The following is a 16,550-nucleotide window of genomic DNA, read 5'->3' on the forward strand; positions in this document are numbered from 1 at the left end:
AATAGGGAGCTCTTTTTTGTTTATGTGATATTAGATGACCTCTATGTTTACCATATATCCTTCATAAGTACGGATATTAAAGACAGTTCCATCTTCGAATAGTAGATATTGTCCTTTTACTCCTTTTAATTTCCCTTGATAAGAAGGGGTCTTGTCTAGATTAAGACTTGTGATCTTCTTTGGAAACTGAAGTACAGGGTAATCTAGATTAAAAATAGCGGAATTGGTTTGATCAAAATATGGTTTTACTTCATCAGGTAGCTTATCTTTTAGAGAGTTTCTAATTTCTTCTAGATTAGTTTCTAATACTTCATTCTGAAGCATTTTACGCCAATTAGTTTTGTCAGTGAACATATCTTTTAAGGCTACCTCTGTTATTCCTGCTAGATATCTATTAGGTACTTCTACAATTTCTATAGCTTTAGACGCTCCTTGATCAATCCATCTAGTAGGTACTTGAGTCTTTCTAGTAACACCTACTTTTACGTCACTAGCTACTGCTAGATATACGATGTGTGGTTGTATTTGTACTTTTGTTTCGTATTCTAAGTCTCTATCTTCTATTCCTAAATGAGCTTTACTCAACTCAGGACGCATGATCCAATCACCCACTTGAGCACTTGAGTAAAAGCATTCATAACAAAAACCTTGTCTAAATATCTTTTTGTGTTGTCCGCAGTTTAAACATTCGTACCCTGTAAAGTCAATCTTAATATCTCTATCAATGATTTGATTGATATTAATGAAGTTGTTTTTAAATACTAAATAGTATTCAATAGGGGTGTTAAATTCCGTCTGCATTTTGTTTAAAACTCCTTCGTATAGCATAAATAAAATTGTTATTTTTGGATAAGTGGTAAAAGTACGAAAAACATTGAGTACTGTAATTACTAACTTTTCACAATGAAAAGATTAGAGAATTGACTAATAGATAGTATATGGCATTTACAATTATTAATTCTATTGCTTCGTGGATACTGAAGAAGAGAATTCACCAAATAGACTTATTTAGAAAGTACCCGAATGAAGTACAAAACGATTTGTTCTTAAATCTGATTAAGACTAATGAAAAGACCGTTTTAGGAAAGGAGTTCGGCTATGATAGCATAAAGAATTACGAAGCCTTTTCAGAGCGTGTACCACTGTTTAAGTATGAGGAATTCGAACCTTATATTGAACGTGCTAGACAGGGAGAGAGTAATATCTTCTGGCCAGAGCCTATTCGTTGGTTTGCTAAGTCTAGCGGAACTACCAATGCCAAGAGTAAGTTTATTCCAGTTAGTAATGAAGCATTAGAAAATTGCCATTACAAAGCAGCAAAGGACTTGTTATGTCTATATCTAAATAACAATGAAAACTCTCAATTGTTTACAGGGAAAAGTCTTCGCTTAGGTGGTAGTAAACAGCTGTATGAAGATAAGAATACTTTCTTTGGAGACTTATCTGCTATATTGATTGATAATATGCCTTTTTGGGCAGAACTGAGTAGTACTCCTAGTAACAAGACCTCTCTGATGTCTGAGTGGGAGAGTAAGATGAAAGCAATTATCAATGAAGTTCGCAATGAGAATGTAACTAGCTTTGCTGGGGTGCCTTCTTGGATGTTGGTCTTATTTAATCGTATTATACAAGAGACTGGGCGTGGTGATCTTTTAGAGTTATGGCCTAATGCCGAGGTCTATTTTCACGGAGGGGTAAGTTTCGAGCCTTATAAGGATCAATATATGAAGTTATTACCTAGTGATCGTTTTAGATATTATGAGATATATAATGCATCAGAAGGTTTCTTTGCTATTCAGGATCAGAATAACTGTAACGAGTTACTATTGATGTTAGATTATGGTATATTCTATGAGTTTATCCCAATGGATACTTTTGGAACTTCTAATCAAAAGATTATTCCTTTATCACAGGTAGAGATAGGTAAGAATTATGCTATCGTAATTACTACCAATGCGGGGTTAGTTCGTTATTTAATTGGTGATACACTACGTTTTACTAGTTTATTACCTTATAGAATAAAGATTACAGGACGAACTAAACACTTTATTAATGTGTTTGGTGAAGAGTTAATGATTGAGAATACTGATAGAGCATTAGCTAAGACATGTGCAGAGTTTAATGCTGAGGTAGCAGAATACACAGTAGCTCCAATATTTATGTTAGGTAAAGAAAAAGGGGCTCACGAGTGGATAGTAGAGTTTACAAAAGAACCTAATAACCTTCAATTGTTCAGTGAAGTACTAGATAAGAATTTACAAGCTTTAAATTCTGATTATGAAGCAAAGCGAACGAACAATATGACTTTAAATCCATTGGTACTACATAGTGCACGTAAGAATTTGTTCTATGACTGGTTGAAGAATAATAACAAATTAGGTGGTCAACATAAAGTACCTCGATTATCTAATGAAAGAGGATTACTAGAAGAACTGTTATCTATGCAGAAGATATTTGTTTAGAACAAACGTTACAATATAAAAGAACACTCCATTGGTGAGTGTTTTTTTTGTGCCTTATCTCAAATATATCTCTTGAGTATAGACATAAAAAAAAACCCCGCCTAGCGAGGTTTATTTTATTCTAGCTATACTAAAAATTATTTAGTAGCTGGAGCTTCAGTAGCTGGAGCTTCAGTAGCTGGAGCTTCTTCAGTAGCTGGAGCTTCTTCAGTTGTAGCTTCTGGAGCAACTTCTTCTGTTACAGGAGCTTCTGGAGCTACTTCTTCAGTTGTTGTTGTTTCTTCTACAGCTGGTTCTTTTGCAGTTTCTTTACAAGAAACGAAAGATACTCCCATCATTGCTACTAAAGCGATGCTTAATGCGATTTTTTTCATCTTACTAAATTATAAAAGTTAATTATTAATTCGTGGACAAATATATGAATTTTTTGGTTCGCAAAACTTTTTTTGAATATTTTTTTTTATTTTTTAACGTATTGCAAATCAATATATTGACTACTTATTTTTCTTAGGTTCTACTAATTTCATCTCATCAATTAGATGTTTTGCATCCGCAAACTTGTCAATGATGAATAAAATGTATCTAGCGTCTACCATAATGTTACGACAAATAGATGGGTCATAATAGATATCACTCATCGTTCCTTCCCATACTCGGTCAAAATTTAAACCAATTAAATTACCGTAAGCATCTAACGCTGGGCTACCTGAGTTACCTCCTGTAGTGTGGTTAGTAGCAATAAAGTTAACGGGTAGTTTGCCGTTATCTGCATATTGACCATAGTCTTTATTATTATAAAGCTCAACAAGCTTCGCAGGTACGTCGAATTCGTAGTCACCAGGTACATATTTTTCCATGATCCCCTCTAAGTGAGTTACTGGCTCATAGTATGTAGCATCTTTAGGGAAGTACCCATCTACTTTACCATATGTAACACGTAATGTACTGTTGGCATCTGGAAATATTCTAGCATCAGGATATAACTCTAATTGTGCTTTCATAAATGTACGTTGTAACGCAGCGATCTCTCTGTCTAATTCTTCATATTTAGGTAATACATTAGACATATAGTTTTCGATTAATGCTTTTGCAAATACGTAACCTTTATCATTGTTGATATTTTTGATTACTTGCTTAGCATCACCTTCTAATAATTGTTTGAATCCTTCATAAGAAGTTAACTTACTATTAGTATAGATATCTTTAGAAATAGCTGAGATATTAGCATCTTTTAATTCTTTAGGTAAGAATTGTTTAGGTGCATCTTTAGCATACATAGCTACAATAGCTTCGAATACTTTCTCATCCACTTCTTTACTGAAGTTCTTGTAGAATTTTTCTTGACCTTTGATAAGGTTAGCACGTCTAGATTCAAATGATTTCTCATTAGAAGCGTAGCTTTCTAAAGCATATACTTTATAAGCAGCAGATAGTAATTCAGTGTTACGTTGAACTACTTCAGCAAAAAAGTCTTTACTAATAGCATAAGGAGTGATTTCTCCATATAGTTTTTCGAACTTAGGTAAGATATCAGCGTATGCTTTTGTGTTTTTGTTTTTCTTAGCTCTTTCGATAAATCCTTTCTCGAAATCTTGTTTAGCTTGTACAGCGTTAGTCTTTTTTAGACCTTGGCTTTCACCTATCCATTTTTTCCAGTAGTTAGCTGTACTAGCATACTTAGAAGCATATTGGATTTTGATACCTTGGTCAGCACGCATAAACTCATCAGTGATTTTTAAAGCTTTATCACGGATACCGATTCTTACAGGATTTAAGTCATTCACGATTTGCTCTACCGCATAAGATGGCAAGTACTCTTGTGTTCTACCTGGGTAACCAAATACCATAGTGAAATCACCTTCTTCTATACCACTAAGTGAGATAGGGAAGAAGTGTTTAGGGCGGTAAGGAACATTGTCTTTAGAGTATGCAGCAGGTTTGTTGTCTTTATCAGCATAGATTCTGAATAAAGAGAAATCTCCCGTATGACGTGGCCATACCCAGTTATCCGTATCAGAACCAAATTTTCCGATAGATGAAGGTGGAGCACCTACTAAACGTACGTCTTTAAATGTTTCTGTCACGAAGATAATATATTGATTTCCTTCATAGAAAGATTTGATTTTGTTCTCTTGCCATTTCTCTTTAGGGAACGATGCTACAGTCTTAGCTATGTTCTCAGAGATTTTAGCTTGTTTTTGGATCTCAGAATCTTTGTCTTTGATTCCAGCCATTACCTCTTTAGTTACATCCTCGATACGTACGATAAATGTCACCTCTAGATTTTCGTTAGGTAATTCTTGAGCCCTTGATTTAGCCCAGAATCCATTCGCTAAATAATCGTTCTCTACTGTAGAGTGAGCTTGAATCTGCCCATATCCACAGTGGTGGTTGGTCAATAAAAGACCTTGTGGAGAAATAACCTCTGAAGAACACCCTCCGTTAAAGTGAGGAGCAGCATCTTTCATACTCGATTTATTCACATCGTAAATGTCGTTTACTGACATCTTCATACCAAGGCTTTTCATCTCTGTTTCATTCATCCCTTTTAATAGAGATGGAATCCACATACCTCCTTGTTGAGCATAGATAGGCAACGCTACCAATACAACAAGTGCCTTAAATAGATTTTTAATCTTTTTATTCATAAAAGTGTTAGTTAGAATTGAATTCGCTGGCAAGATACAATATTAAGGGGGAACGCTAAAATTGAATTTCAATGATGGTGTGAGTTATTAAGCGAGAGAATTATTATATTAAAGGTAGATGTGATGTGATGAGGATAAGATAAATATAAGGTGGAGATTAGCTTGTTTATATTTGTATTGTATAATCAGTATCCAAAGAATATATTTTTATATATTGATGTTTTATAGTTTGTTAATTATATAAAGTACAAAGTATTTCGTTTAATGAATAGGTGTTTTTTAAATAATTAATGATGATGATATATAGAAAAAAGGATTTCGTACCTTGGAAGCTGAGAACTAATAAAACATAAATTATGAATACCTATATATTAAGGAATGGAGTACATATACCTCAATTGGGGTTTGGAACTTGGAAAGCAGCAGAGGGAGAGCAAGCAGAGAGTGCTGTGTTATGTGCATTAGCTACAGGTTATCGCCATATAGATACAGCTTCATTTTATAAAAATGAGAAGAGCATTGGTAGGGCTATTGCTAAATCTGGTGTAGCGAGAGAAGATCTGTTTGTGACTACTAAGTTATGGAATGAAGATAGAGGGTATGAACAGACATTAAAGGCTTTTGAACTGTCACTGTCTAATCTTGGGTTAGAGTATTTAGATCTTTACCTTATACATTGGCCTGCTACAGCACATCAGTTTGACAATTGGAAAGAAATCAATGCTGATACCTGGCGAGCTTTAGAGTACCTGTATAAAGAAGGAAAAGTAAAGGCTATAGGTGTTAGTAATTTTTATGCACATCACTTAGAAGCTTTGTTAGAAACTGCAGAGATTAACCCTATGATTAATCAAATAGAATTTCACCCAGGCTTTACACAATCGGAAGTAGTTGATTATTGCAAACAGGAATCTATATTGATAGAAGCGTGGAGCCCTATAGGTAGAGGGAATATTCTGAACGATGAGATTTTGGTTCATATGGCGTTAAAATATGGGGTGACTGTACCCCAACTTGTATTGAAGTGGATAATTCAAAAAGGGCACTTGCCAATGCCAAAATCGGTTACTCCAGAACGCATAAAGGAGAATTTTGACATTAAAAAAATCATAATTAGTGAAGATGATGTTGTGGTAATCGATAATTTGCCATATATTGGGGCATCGGGATTAAATCCTGATCAAGTAGACTTTTAAACCAAAAGTTCACGACTAGTATAATTATTAATTCATATAAAAAAGGTAAGTAACTATCATAGTTACTTACCTTTTTACTTTTATTCTATATGCTTCATTATTTTTTCTGTAGCATTCTTATTTTTGAGTATAAAATTATTGCTCGTTTTGCCTAATTCGACTCTTTTATCTTTGTTTTGTAATAAATCATCAAAGATTTGGTCTAAGTCCGATTGTGAATTTACTACTATACAACTACCTAATGTTATCAAATCCTTAGCTTCTTGGAACTTTTTATAATTTGGACCGATGATTACAGGTACTCCATAAGTAGCTGCTTCTAAGATATTGTGAATACCTGCTCCAAAACCACCTCCGATATATGCAATATCTGCATAACTGTATGCTTTAGTTAGGATAGAGTAAGCGTCTATAATATATACGGCGTATTGACTTAGGTCTTTGCCTTCGTGTTCACTGTGTAAAATAGTAGGTACTTTAAGACTCTGTAGTAGATTATCTATTTGGTCCTTTTTTATATTATGAGGAGCGAAGATAAACTTCGTATTCTTATCTGTTATACTATTAATATAAGTAGAGAGAAGTCGTTCGTCTTCTGGCCACGAACTACCAATAACGATGGTCTTGGTAGTTTTTCCTAAAGTAAAGTCATTTAAGAATGACAAGTCATTGTTGTTTTCTAGTATCTGAGAGACTCTGTCAAATCGTGTGTCTCCAACTATTTCTACATTATTATAATGTAGAGAGTTTAGCAAGGTTTTAGATACTTCATTCTGTACAAAGAAATAAGAGAATGCCTTTAATGCTTTTCTATAAAAGCCTCCATACCATTTAAAGAAGACTTGATCAGGTCTTAGAATACCAGATACTAGATAAGTTGGAATATTCTGATGATATAATTGGTTTAAGTAATTTGGCCAGTATTCATATTTGACAAAGAATGCCTTTTCAGGATGACATAACTCTAAGAACTTTTTAGCATTAGAGATAGTATCCATAGGTAGATATAGTGTAGCATCTGCTATGGTATTGTTTTTCTTTACTTCATAACCTGAAGGAGAGAAGAAAGTCAATACAATCTTATGTGTTGGGAATTTCTTTTTTAATTGTTCCATTACAGGAAGCCCTTGTTCAAACTCACCTAATGAAGCTACGTGTATCCAAAATACTTTATCACTTGGAGAAATATTGTCTTTTAGTATTTGAAAAGACTGTTTTCTCCCTGCAACGAATAAGCCTAACTTTTTGTTGAACAGTGCGATAATTTTTATAAAAAGGATAGAAATGTAGGTCAGTAGATTATATAGAATAAACATAGGTAAATCTTTATTGAGCGAAATTACGTTTCTTTTGATAAAGTTTGAGCTTTGGCATAAAGAATTTATTATTTTTGTAGTGATAACTAATATCGAAATAAAATGCTATTTGTATGTGCAACTAGTTGGTTACTATATAAGTAGTAGAAAAGATATAAAAGACAATTAGAATGAAAAAAATTCAAATGGTTGACTTGAAAGGTCAATATGAAGGAATTAAAGAGGAAGTGAATCAATCGATTCAAGAAATATTAGAATCTTCTGCTTTTATCAATGGACCACAAGTACATACATTTCAAGCGAATTTAGAAAAGTATTTAGGTGTAAAACACGTTATCCCATGTGCTAACGGTACTGATGCTCTTCAAATCGCTATGATGGGATTAGGTTTAAAACCTGGAGACGAAGTGATCACTGCTGATTTTACTTTTGCTGCTACAGTTGAAGTAATCGCGTTATTACAATTAACTCCTGTATTAGTTGACGTTTGTCCAGAGTCTTTCAATATCTCTATCGAAGCAATCGAAAAAGCTATTACTCCTAAAACTAAAGCTATTGTACCAGTTCACTTATTTGGCCAAGCAGCCGATATGGATGCTATCATGAAGTTAGCTGAGAAACACAATTTATATGTAATTGAAGATAATGCACAAGGTATCGGAGCTGACTATACTTACCCTGATGGAAAAGTAGTTAAAACTGGAGCTATCGGACATGTAGCAGCTACTTCATTCTTCCCATCTAAAAACTTAGGTTGTTACGGTGATGGAGGAGCTATCTTCACTAATGATGATGCTTTAGCACATACATTAAGAGGTATCGTTAATCACGGTATGTATGAGCGTTACCACCATGATGTGGTTGGAGTAAACTCTCGTTTGGATAGTATTCAAGCTGCTGTGTTAAACGCTAAGTTACCTAACTTAGATGCTTATAACGTAGCTAGACGTACTGCTGCTCAGAAATATTCAGCTGCATTAGCTAATCACGCTAATATCGTTACTCCTAAAGTAGATGGTAATGAGAACAGTCATGTATTCCACCAATATACACTTCGTATTGTGAATGCTGATCGTGATGGATTATTAGCACACTTACAAGGTAAAGGTATTCCATGTGCAATCTATTACCCAATCCCATTACACAATCAAAAAGCTTACTTAGATCCTCGTTATAATGAGGCTGATTTCCCAGTAACTAATCAATTGGTAAAAGAAGTTCTTTCTTTACCAATGCACACAGAGTTAGATGATGAACAAATCAAAGTAATCACTGATGAGATTAAAGCTTTCTTAGGATAATCACTAAGAATATCAATATGAAAAAAGCAGACCATATCGGTCTGCTTTTTTATTTATAGCGGGTTATGTTTATTCTCTTGTTCGTGATACAATGATTAATGATATCAAGGCGCAGCTTAATAGTGATATAGCTACGACGTTCATAGAGCCATCATTTAGACTATTAAGTAAGATAGATGTCATAAACGTAAAGGCTAGCTGAGAAGCGCCAAAAAGAGCTGAGGCAATACCTGACTCTGCTTTAAATGGAGATAATGCTAGGGTAGTTGTTGTTGGGAATAATAATCCTAGTGGCATCACAAAAAAGAATAAGGGAACTAACTGAATGTAGATGTTTAGATCTAGTTCTATAAATAACCATAATAGTGCTGCTGCTATTATCTGTGTAGCAGTTCCTAGTTTGATAATATTCTTAGGAGCTAATCTTTTTCTCAAAATAGAAGACGTTAAGAAAGAACCTAACATCAAACCACAAGAGTTAATCATAAAAACAAAGCTAAAATGTGTACTTGATAATCCTCCAGCTTCCATTACTAATACAGGTGAGTTAGAGATATAGAGCATTAGACAACTAAAAGCGATACTTCCTATTACTGTATAAGTGATAAATATTTTGTTCTTAAACAGGTTAATGTAATTACTAAGTATTCCTGATACATTTAAACTAGTTAGTCTATTGTTATAATCTTCTTTTAAGAAGAAAACGGTCATACATATGCTCAATGTAGCAAATAATGCCATAGCTGTAAATACTTGTGGCCAATCAAAATACTTTAATATTACGTTACCTAAGATAGGAGCGATGATAGGGGCTATACCTCCTATAACTGCTAGTATACTAAAAATTTTCAGTGTCTGATCTTTGTCAAAACGTTTATTAACGATGGCTCTAGCAATCACGACACCACCACTACTTCCAAAAGCTTGTAAGAATCTAAACATCCACATCATTTTGATATCCTGAACGAACATAACTGCCAAGGAAGAAAGTATAAAGATAGATAGACAGATCACAATAGGTTTCTTACTTCCATATTTGTCAGATATAGGTCCCCAAAATAGTTGACCGATCGCTAGTCCGCCTAAAAAGGTAGATAGGGATATCTGTACTTGATTAATTTCTGTGTTTAGGTCTTTTGCTATTTTCGGAAAAGCAGGTAGGTACATATCTATTGCTAATGGGCCTAGAGCTGTAAGACTTATTAAAGTGAATATAAGTATCCACTCTTGATAGGTTAATTTCTCCAATAGTGTAAGTTTAAAAAAAATCCTTGGAAGCGTACAACCAAGGATTTTCATAATTATATAATTGTTGTAAGTTTTACCAATTAATTAAGCTGAATGAGTTTCAGCATCTTTATTGATTTTTTTGATTAGTCCTACTAATACTTTTCCTGGACCTACTTCTGTAAATAATGAAGCACCATCAGCAATCATTTGTTCTACAGACTGTGTCCATTTTACAGGAGCAGTTAATTGTAGGATAAGGTTTTTCTTGATTTCGTTAGCATCGCTCACTGCATTAGCAGTTACGTTTTGGTATACTGGGCAAGAAGGTGTATTAAAAGTAGTTGCTTCAATAGCAGCTGCTAATTCTTCACGAGCAGGTTCCATCATAGGAGAGTGGAATGCACCACCTACAGGAAGTAATAAAGCTCTCTTAGCTCCAGCTTCTTTTAAAGCCTCACATGCTTTCTCTACCGCTGTAGTTTCTCCAGAGATTACTAATTGTCCAGGGCAGTTATAGTTAGCTGCCACTACTACACCATCGATAGTAGCACATACTTGTTCTACAACGTTATCTTCTAATCCTAGAACAGCAGCCATAGTAGAAGGAGTTATTTCACAAGCTTTTTGCATTGCCATAGCTCTTTGAGAAACTAATTTAAGCGCATCTTCAAAAGCTAAAGTACCATTAGCAACTAAAGCAGAGAATTCACCTAATGAGTGTCCTGCTACCATTTCTGGTTTAAAGTCTTCTAATGTTTTAGCTAAAATAACTGAGTGTAGGAACACTGCTGGTTGAGTTACTTTAGTTTCTTTTAGTTCTTCAGCAGTCCCTTCGAACATAATATCTGTAATTCTGAAACCAAGGATTTCATTTGCTTTTTCGAACATCTCTTTAGCTACTGCTGAGTTTTCGTATAAGTCTTTTCCCATTCCTGTGAATTGAGCTCCTTGACCTGGAAATACGTATGCTTTCATAAGTTTAGTTTTAAATTTGTAATGGCAAAAATAAGGTATTTTTATTAGTAAACCATAGGGGTACAAAAAAAGCCATCTGAACATCAGATGGCTTTTGATTTATAGTTTTAAAGTCTTATTGTAAAACTCCGATACGATTATCTTTAATCTTAGCGTTGTCTTTTAAAACTTTTAGTATTTGCATTTGTGCCATACCTCTAACCGTATTTTCTACTTTAGATTTATAGCTATTGTAGTTTGGTAACTCAGGAGCTTTTGCTACATTTTTAGTTTGTACCATATATACACCTTGTAAACCATCGATTAGTTTAGAATCTTTATTTACAGCTGTAGCAAATGCAGTACCTACTACTAATGGTTCATTACCAATATTAGTGATAAGTGGAGCAGCTGTAGTTACATCAGACATTGTAGAGATAGAAGCTTTAGAGCTATTAGAAACTTCTTGGATAGTAGCACCAGCCATTTTCTTTCTAATAATTACTGCTTTTTTCTCATTCATTAAGATAGGCTCAATGATAGATTTTACTTCTGCAACAGGAGCTAAACCGCTATCATTTTTACTAGTAACTTTAACGATGATATGTCCGTCAGCACTGTCAAATCTTTTAATAGCACTGTCTTTAGTCTCTTTATTAAATGCCCAAGAAATAATACTTCTTTGGTTACCAATACCAGGTAGGAACTCTTCGAATGGACGAATAGTTACATCTTTTTGAGTAGTAAATCCTAAACCTTCAGCAGTAGCAACAAAATCTTTAGCTGTAGCAGCATTTTGTTCTAATTGACCAGCTTTAGTGAATAATTCATCAGCAGTTACATCAGAAACTTCTATTTTACGAGCTACAGTTGCTAATTTAGCACCTTCTTTTTTATCATTTACTTGAATAATGTGGTATCCAAAGTCAGTTTCAACTAATCCAATTGTTCCAACAGCATTGTTAAAAATAAATTTATCAAAAGAAGGAACCATTTGTCCTCTTGGGATATCTTCATATTTACCACCATTGTTTTTAGAACCTGGATCCTCAGAAGTCATCATTGCTTCAGCAGCAAATGAAGAAGGATTAGCTTTTACTTTAGCTAAGATTTCCTCAGCTACAACTTTAGCTTCTTCTTTAGTTCTAGTCGCTCCAGGTGCTTGAGACCCTGCAAATCCAATAAGGATGTGTGAAGCATCAACTCTTTGTCCTGCTTTTTTATCTAACATTCTAGAGATACAGTAGTAATCTCCCATAATGTATGGACCAAAAGTTTGACCAGGTTGCAAGTTGAATAATTCTTCTTGATATTCTAAAGGAAGATCTTTCTTCGCATAGTATAAACTATCAAATTTGATATCAGAGTTTGTATTTACAAACGTTTCGATATCTTTTACTGTTTTAAATCCAGGAATAGTATCATTCTTTTTAGTAGAAGCATTATACTGTACACTTGGTTTTAAGTATCCTTCAATAGTTTCTTTTACAGTTTCTTTATCAGAAGCTGAAGGTTGGCTAGGAAGGAAAGCATATTGTAATTCACGCGTAGGTTCAGATTTAAATCTGTTAGCGTGTTTTTTCATGAAGTCAACTATCTCGTCATTAGATACAGCAGCTTCAGTATTGTTTACTGTAGAATAAGGAACTGTAACATAGTCAAATGAAACTTTGTTGTTCTCATTTGCATAAGCAGCTTTAGCTTCGATAGCAGTTGTATAGATACCACCTTGAACTAATGAGAAATACATTTGTTCTAAACCTGCTTTTTCTAATTCTTTTTCATAAGCTAACCATTGATTCCATTGCTCTTGTCCTGCACTTTTCATCATTGCAACAAATTGGTTGAATTTGTTGATGTCAAATTGCCCAACAGCATTTTGAAATTCTGGATTGTTAGCAAATGTAGGATTGTTTCTTACAACGTTAACTAATTGATCTTTACCAATTCTTAAACCTAATTTAGCAAATTCATTAGTAAGTAAAATACTGTTTACTTCGCTGTTCCAAACTGTAACTCCCGCTTGAGTATTACTCATTTGACCTTGTTTTTCGGCCTGAGCTACTTTATGTAGGAATTCTTGGGTATTAATTTCTTCACCATCTACACTACCAATGTTTCTAGATAGTCCACCTCCCGTGCTTCTTACTACGTCGCCAATAACGAATGCTAATAAAGCAATACCAATTACGGCAATTAACAGAGCGGATTTTTGTCTAATTTTTGATAAAACTGCCATGCTTTTTTATTATGTGTAATTTTTTTCAGTGAGCGAAAATACAATTATCTATTTAATAATAAAAGCGGTAGTGCTATTATTTTAGTAGTTTTATTAAGTTTTTGTTTAGATTTCAGAATTATTTTTTTACTTTTTTATAATTCCAGTTGGAATTCAGTATTTAAGATGGAAGAGAGTGAGTATTTATTCAAAAAAATAAAGGGTATAATCATCAGATTACACCCTTTATTTTATTTCTTTCCTTGGTAATGATTCTCCATGCGTTTTGCATATTTTCTTCTAAAGAAGAACATAAAAATAGCAAAAGCACTTGCCCCAAGACTTAACCATATATCATAGTTACTAGCGATTAACTTTGTTATAATATCATAGATAAACAAAGCTGCTATGAATAAGTAGAAATATGGTATTATGTGAAGTGGTTTCATTTATTTATCTTTTTTTAAGCTTTCAGCGTAGCTATTAGTAGCTTTTACTTTAGTCATTTTACTATCGAAATCAACACCAACACCTCTAGTGAAGTTCATACTGTCTGTAGAAGCAAGGTACTTACCTTCTGTAAAAAACCATTCATTCTTTTGGTCGTAGTAAAGCTGATCAGAATTTAATTTCTTACCATCATGTGTTGTTATGACAACATTTCCTTGTAAATCGATTAAATCAGTTTTTGTATATCTGATTGCATAATCAGCAACTACAGTGTTTTTCTTATTTTCTTTGTCAAAAATAGTTAAATGTATTCCTTTAGGAAATTCTGTAAAAGGGTATTTTACATTACTATAGTCAAGCATTTTTGGGCTGACAAGTATTGCTTTTACTTTTCCAGAGTCTATATATTGTCCTCTCATATTTTCAACTTCACTAGCAGGAAAGAACTTTGATTTATTAAAATTCTGTATTTCCTTAAATTTGCTCTCACAAGAGAACAGTGTAGTTGTTACAATGATAGTTAAGAATACACCTAAAAGTTTAGAGATCAATTTCATTGTATTAGTTATATGCAATTGGATTAATCAAAACGTCTTTTTTGGAACCAAAGGTCATTTAATGAGAAACCTACATATAGGCTTAGATAATTCTCTTTTGTTAAACCATTACTTTTTGTTCCTCTACTTCCATATTCTACCCCAATGTTAAGGTTAGTGAATTTTCTAGGGTCTCCGATTGGAAAACCAAAACCAGCATTAACAGCTACATCGTTTATTTGTTGGTTCTTCAGAACTAGTCCTGTATTCTCATATCTAAAACCAGCTCTATAAACAATTCTGTCAAAGTAACTAGAGAAAGAGTTGTATTTAGGAATATAGAAACCTCCTACAGTGAATCGATTAGAATTTTCATAACTAGCAATAGCAGTGTTATTCCAAGAGTCTGATAATTTACTGTTTTGTGTAAATGTATATTGACCTCCAACAAACCATTTTAGATTTTTACCAATTCCTGCTCCCATAGATAGCATTTGTGGATTAGTAATGTTTTTTGATTGATCAATTAGAATATTTGAGTCTACTATTTGACTTCCCTTTATTACTTGAAGCTGTGTGAAGTTATCATTTGTCCATTTAGTCTCTGGACTATATGTAACATTAGCTTGGAAATCGTAGTCTTTAATTTTGCCAAAATATTGAGCAGCAAAGTTAAAAGTAAATCCTTTATAGTCTAGTTTTCTGTATTCACGTGTGATGTTTTGAAGAGAGCTTCCATCACCTAAATCTGTGATGTTTTCATATAAGTCATTTTTGGTATTACCAAAGTGGTAACCTGCATCAACACCAATAGAGAAGTTTTTGTTTATTTCATAACCAAGTCCAATAAAAGCTTTGTTAATACCTCCATTACCTTCGTATTTAGAATTAACTTTTTGCCCTTGATTATTTAATCTCTCACCTTCTAATTTATATCCTACGTTAGCATATGGTAGTAAGCCAAATACAACACCAAATTTATTAGCTATTGGCAGTCCTACTGTAATATAGTCAATAGTTTGTCTATTTGCTTTGTCAGAGTTAACATCATTTTTAAAATTATATGAAGTACCTGTTGCTCCAAGCGAAAAAGTAGTTCTTTTTAATTTCCCAAATGACGCTGGGTTCTTTAAATTTATATGAATACTATCTGCGTAAACACTTGTTCCACCCATAGCTTTATATTCATTAGTACCATTGTAATTTACATTACCTATACCGTAATATGAGTATGGAGATGCGTTGCCTTGTTGAGCTAGAGCAGCAGTACCGCAAAGTAAACTCAGGCTAAAGAAGATTTTTTTTATCATTTTCAATTGTGTATTGATATAAATTGTTCAGACTTTCTAATAAGAAGTTTGAATTAGCAAATATGACATTTTTTAATCTTTTGACCAAAAAAAGTGTATCCCCACCGGTCAAAATTATTTTAAGGTCAGGATATAAGCTCTTGTATTGATTAATTATACCATCGATTTCTTGTGTTATTCCATTAATAACGCCAGAATGTATAGATTGGTCTGTTTGATTTCCTATTAAGTAATCTATTTCTACTGGTTCTAGTAAAGGTAGCTTTGCTGTATAATAATTAAGTGCCTTATATCTCAATAATAAACCAGGAGATATGGCACCTCCAAGATATTCATTGTTTTTGTTGATAAATTCGTATGTAATACAAGTACCAGCATCAATTACTAATCTATTACAATCTGGAAGTTGTATAACCGCTCCAGCTGCCAAAACCATTCTGTCTATACCTAAGGTGTTAGGTGTTGCATATAGATTTTTAAACGGAAAGGGGGTTTGGTGTGAAATATTGATTATTTCTGCCTGATCTTGTAACCACGCTAATGTTTCTTCTGTTAGTTTCCCGACTGATGAAAGTATAATTGTTGGCTTAGAATTACTTTTTTCTAAAATTTTTTCAATTTTTTTTTCGAATAAAGCTTGTTCGAAAATTTGAGTTTCTAAAACTGTATCTTTTTCAAACATAGCTATTTTCGTTCTTGTGTTTCCAATATCGATAGCTAGAATCATAGTGTTATTCATATATTAGGCAAAGGTAGTGAATGATTTTTTTTATAAAAAGTTTTGGAAGAACGAAAAACTGTTCTATATTTGCAACCGCTTAACAGAACAAGATTGTTCTTTACTAAAAGCCAATTGGTGCCTTAGCTCAGTTGGTAGAGCAATGGACTGAAAATCCATGTGTCCCTGGTTCGATTCCTGGAGGCACCAC

Annotated in this window: 14 protein-coding genes and 1 tRNA gene; 4 read left to right on the top strand and 11 right to left on the bottom strand. The window is 33.5% G+C overall.

The features are described 5' to 3' along the window. Positions 1-30: 30 nt before the first annotated feature. On the bottom strand, positions 31-828 hold the full coding sequence (locus BMX53_RS15635) for a DUF2797 domain-containing protein (protein WP_038984396.1): 798 nt from the start codon (positions 826-828) through the stop codon (positions 31-33). 110 nt (positions 829-938) lie between these two features. Here BMX53_RS15635 and BMX53_RS15640 point away from each other — a divergent pair, with 110 nt between their 5' ends. Continuing rightward, positions 939-2,462, top strand: a complete 1,524-nt coding sequence (locus BMX53_RS15640; RefSeq protein ID WP_074747447.1) for a GH3 auxin-responsive promoter family protein — start codon at positions 939-941, stop codon at positions 2,460-2,462. A 137-nt stretch (positions 2,463-2,599) separates the two neighbouring features. Here BMX53_RS15640 and BMX53_RS15645 read toward each other — a convergent pair whose 3' ends face one another. Both BMX53_RS15645 and BMX53_RS15650 read right to left on the bottom strand, forming a co-directional pair. Continuing rightward, complete coding sequence (locus BMX53_RS15645; RefSeq protein ID WP_038984399.1) at positions 2,600-2,836, bottom strand: hypothetical protein; 237 nt, start codon at positions 2,834-2,836, stop codon at positions 2,600-2,602. A gap of 120 nt (positions 2,837-2,956) precedes the next feature. Continuing rightward, complete coding sequence (locus BMX53_RS15650; RefSeq protein ID WP_074747450.1) at positions 2,957-5,110, bottom strand: S46 family peptidase; 2,154 nt, start codon at positions 5,108-5,110, stop codon at positions 2,957-2,959. 356 nt (positions 5,111-5,466) lie between these two features. On the opposite strand from BMX53_RS15650, the gene BMX53_RS15655 reads away from it, so the two are divergent. Next, positions 5,467-6,306 (top strand): aldo/keto reductase, encoded by an 840-nt coding sequence (locus tag BMX53_RS15655; protein WP_074747452.1) that lies wholly within the window; start codon positions 5,467-5,469, stop codon positions 6,304-6,306. A gap of 80 nt (positions 6,307-6,386) precedes the next feature. Here the strand turns inward: BMX53_RS15655 and BMX53_RS15660 are convergent, their stop codons facing one another. After that, positions 6,387-7,622: a 3-deoxy-D-manno-octulosonic acid transferase gene (locus BMX53_RS15660; RefSeq protein ID WP_074747455.1), complete on the bottom strand. Its 1,236-nt coding sequence runs from the start codon at positions 7,620-7,622 to the stop codon at positions 6,387-6,389. Between the two features lie 170 nt (positions 7,623-7,792). Here BMX53_RS15660 and BMX53_RS15665 point away from each other — a divergent pair, with 170 nt between their 5' ends. Continuing rightward, complete coding sequence (locus tag BMX53_RS15665; protein WP_038984404.1) at positions 7,793-8,923, top strand: DegT/DnrJ/EryC1/StrS family aminotransferase; 1,131 nt, start codon at positions 7,793-7,795, stop codon at positions 8,921-8,923. Positions 8,924-8,992: 69 nt separating this feature from the next. On the opposite strand, the gene BMX53_RS15670 is transcribed toward BMX53_RS15665, so the two are convergent. From BMX53_RS15670 to BMX53_RS15700, 7 genes are all read right to left on the bottom strand, one after another. Next, the gene (locus BMX53_RS15670; protein ID WP_074747458.1) at positions 8,993-10,171 is read right to left on the bottom strand and encodes a multidrug effflux MFS transporter; all 1,179 of its coding nucleotides are present in this window, start codon (positions 10,169-10,171) and stop codon (positions 8,993-8,995) included. Between the two features lie 84 nt (positions 10,172-10,255). After that, complete coding sequence (gene fabD, locus BMX53_RS15675; RefSeq protein WP_063176278.1) at positions 10,256-11,128, bottom strand: ACP S-malonyltransferase; 873 nt, start codon at positions 11,126-11,128, stop codon at positions 10,256-10,258. A 115-nt stretch (positions 11,129-11,243) separates the two neighbouring features. After that, the gene (locus tag BMX53_RS15680) at positions 11,244-13,346 is read right to left on the bottom strand and encodes a peptidylprolyl isomerase (protein WP_074747461.1); all 2,103 of its coding nucleotides are present in this window, start codon (positions 13,344-13,346) and stop codon (positions 11,244-11,246) included. A 230-nt stretch (positions 13,347-13,576) separates the two neighbouring features. Continuing rightward, entirely contained in the window at positions 13,577-13,774 is a 198-nt protein-coding gene (locus BMX53_RS15685; protein ID WP_038984407.1) for a hypothetical protein, read from the bottom strand. Beyond that, positions 13,775-14,332, bottom strand: a complete 558-nt coding sequence (lptC, locus tag BMX53_RS15690; RefSeq protein WP_038984409.1) for an LPS export ABC transporter periplasmic protein LptC — start codon at positions 14,330-14,332, stop codon at positions 13,775-13,777. It lies immediately after the preceding gene. 23 nt (positions 14,333-14,355) lie between these two features. Further along, positions 14,356-15,621 carry a BamG family beta-barrel-assembly machinery protein gene (locus BMX53_RS15695; RefSeq protein WP_074747464.1) on the bottom strand — a complete coding sequence of 422 codons (1,266 nt, stop codon included), beginning with the start codon at positions 15,619-15,621 and terminating at the stop codon, positions 14,356-14,358. Next, the gene (locus tag BMX53_RS15700) at positions 15,599-16,348 is read right to left on the bottom strand and encodes a type III pantothenate kinase (RefSeq protein WP_074747467.1); all 750 of its coding nucleotides are present in this window, start codon (positions 16,346-16,348) and stop codon (positions 15,599-15,601) included. Before BMX53_RS15700 ends, BMX53_RS15695 begins: the two co-directional genes overlap by 23 nt. A 128-nt stretch (positions 16,349-16,476) precedes the next feature. Here BMX53_RS15700 and BMX53_RS15705 point away from each other — a divergent pair. Beyond that, positions 16,477-16,549 (top strand) — tRNA-Phe (locus tag BMX53_RS15705). Position 16,550 lies beyond the last annotated feature (1 nt).

Origin of the sequence: Myroides marinus (assembly GCF_900109075.1) — a bacterium.
Taxonomy (GTDB): Bacteria; Bacteroidota; Bacteroidia; order Flavobacteriales; family Flavobacteriaceae; genus Flavobacterium; species Flavobacterium marinum_A.

Excerpts from the sequence above, each read along its gene's own strand:
- fabD (WP_063176278.1), bottom strand. The coding sequence starts at position 11,128 with ATGAAAGCATACGTATTTCCAGGTCAAGGAGCTCAATTCACAGGAATG.
- BMX53_RS15655 (WP_074747452.1), top strand. The coding sequence starts at position 5,467 with ATGAATACCTATATATTAAGGAATGGAGTACATATACCTCAATTGGGG.
- lptC (WP_038984409.1), bottom strand. The coding sequence starts at position 14,332 with ATGAAATTGATCTCTAAACTTTTAGGTGTATTCTTAACTATCATTGTA.
- BMX53_RS15700 (WP_074747467.1), bottom strand. The coding sequence starts at position 16,348 with ATGATTCTAGCTATCGATATTGGAAACACAAGAACGAAAATAGCTATG.
- BMX53_RS15680 (WP_074747461.1), bottom strand. The coding sequence starts at position 13,346 with ATGGCAGTTTTATCAAAAATTAGACAAAAATCCGCTCTGTTAATTGCC.
- BMX53_RS15660 (WP_074747455.1), bottom strand. The coding sequence starts at position 7,622 with ATGTTTATTCTATATAATCTACTGACCTACATTTCTATCCTTTTTATA.
- BMX53_RS15665 (WP_038984404.1), top strand. The coding sequence starts at position 7,793 with ATGAAAAAAATTCAAATGGTTGACTTGAAAGGTCAATATGAAGGAATT.
- BMX53_RS15685 (WP_038984407.1), bottom strand. The coding sequence starts at position 13,774 with ATGAAACCACTTCACATAATACCATATTTCTACTTATTCATAGCAGCT.
- BMX53_RS15635 (WP_038984396.1), bottom strand. The coding sequence starts at position 828 with ATGCTATACGAAGGAGTTTTAAACAAAATGCAGACGGAATTTAACACC.
- BMX53_RS15640 (WP_074747447.1), top strand. The coding sequence starts at position 939 with ATGGCATTTACAATTATTAATTCTATTGCTTCGTGGATACTGAAGAAG.
- BMX53_RS15695 (WP_074747464.1), bottom strand. The coding sequence starts at position 15,621 with ATGATAAAAAAAATCTTCTTTAGCCTGAGTTTACTTTGCGGTACTGCT.
- BMX53_RS15645 (WP_038984399.1), bottom strand. The coding sequence starts at position 2,836 with ATGAAAAAAATCGCATTAAGCATCGCTTTAGTAGCAATGATGGGAGTA.
- BMX53_RS15650 (WP_074747450.1), bottom strand. The coding sequence starts at position 5,110 with ATGAATAAAAAGATTAAAAATCTATTTAAGGCACTTGTTGTATTGGTA.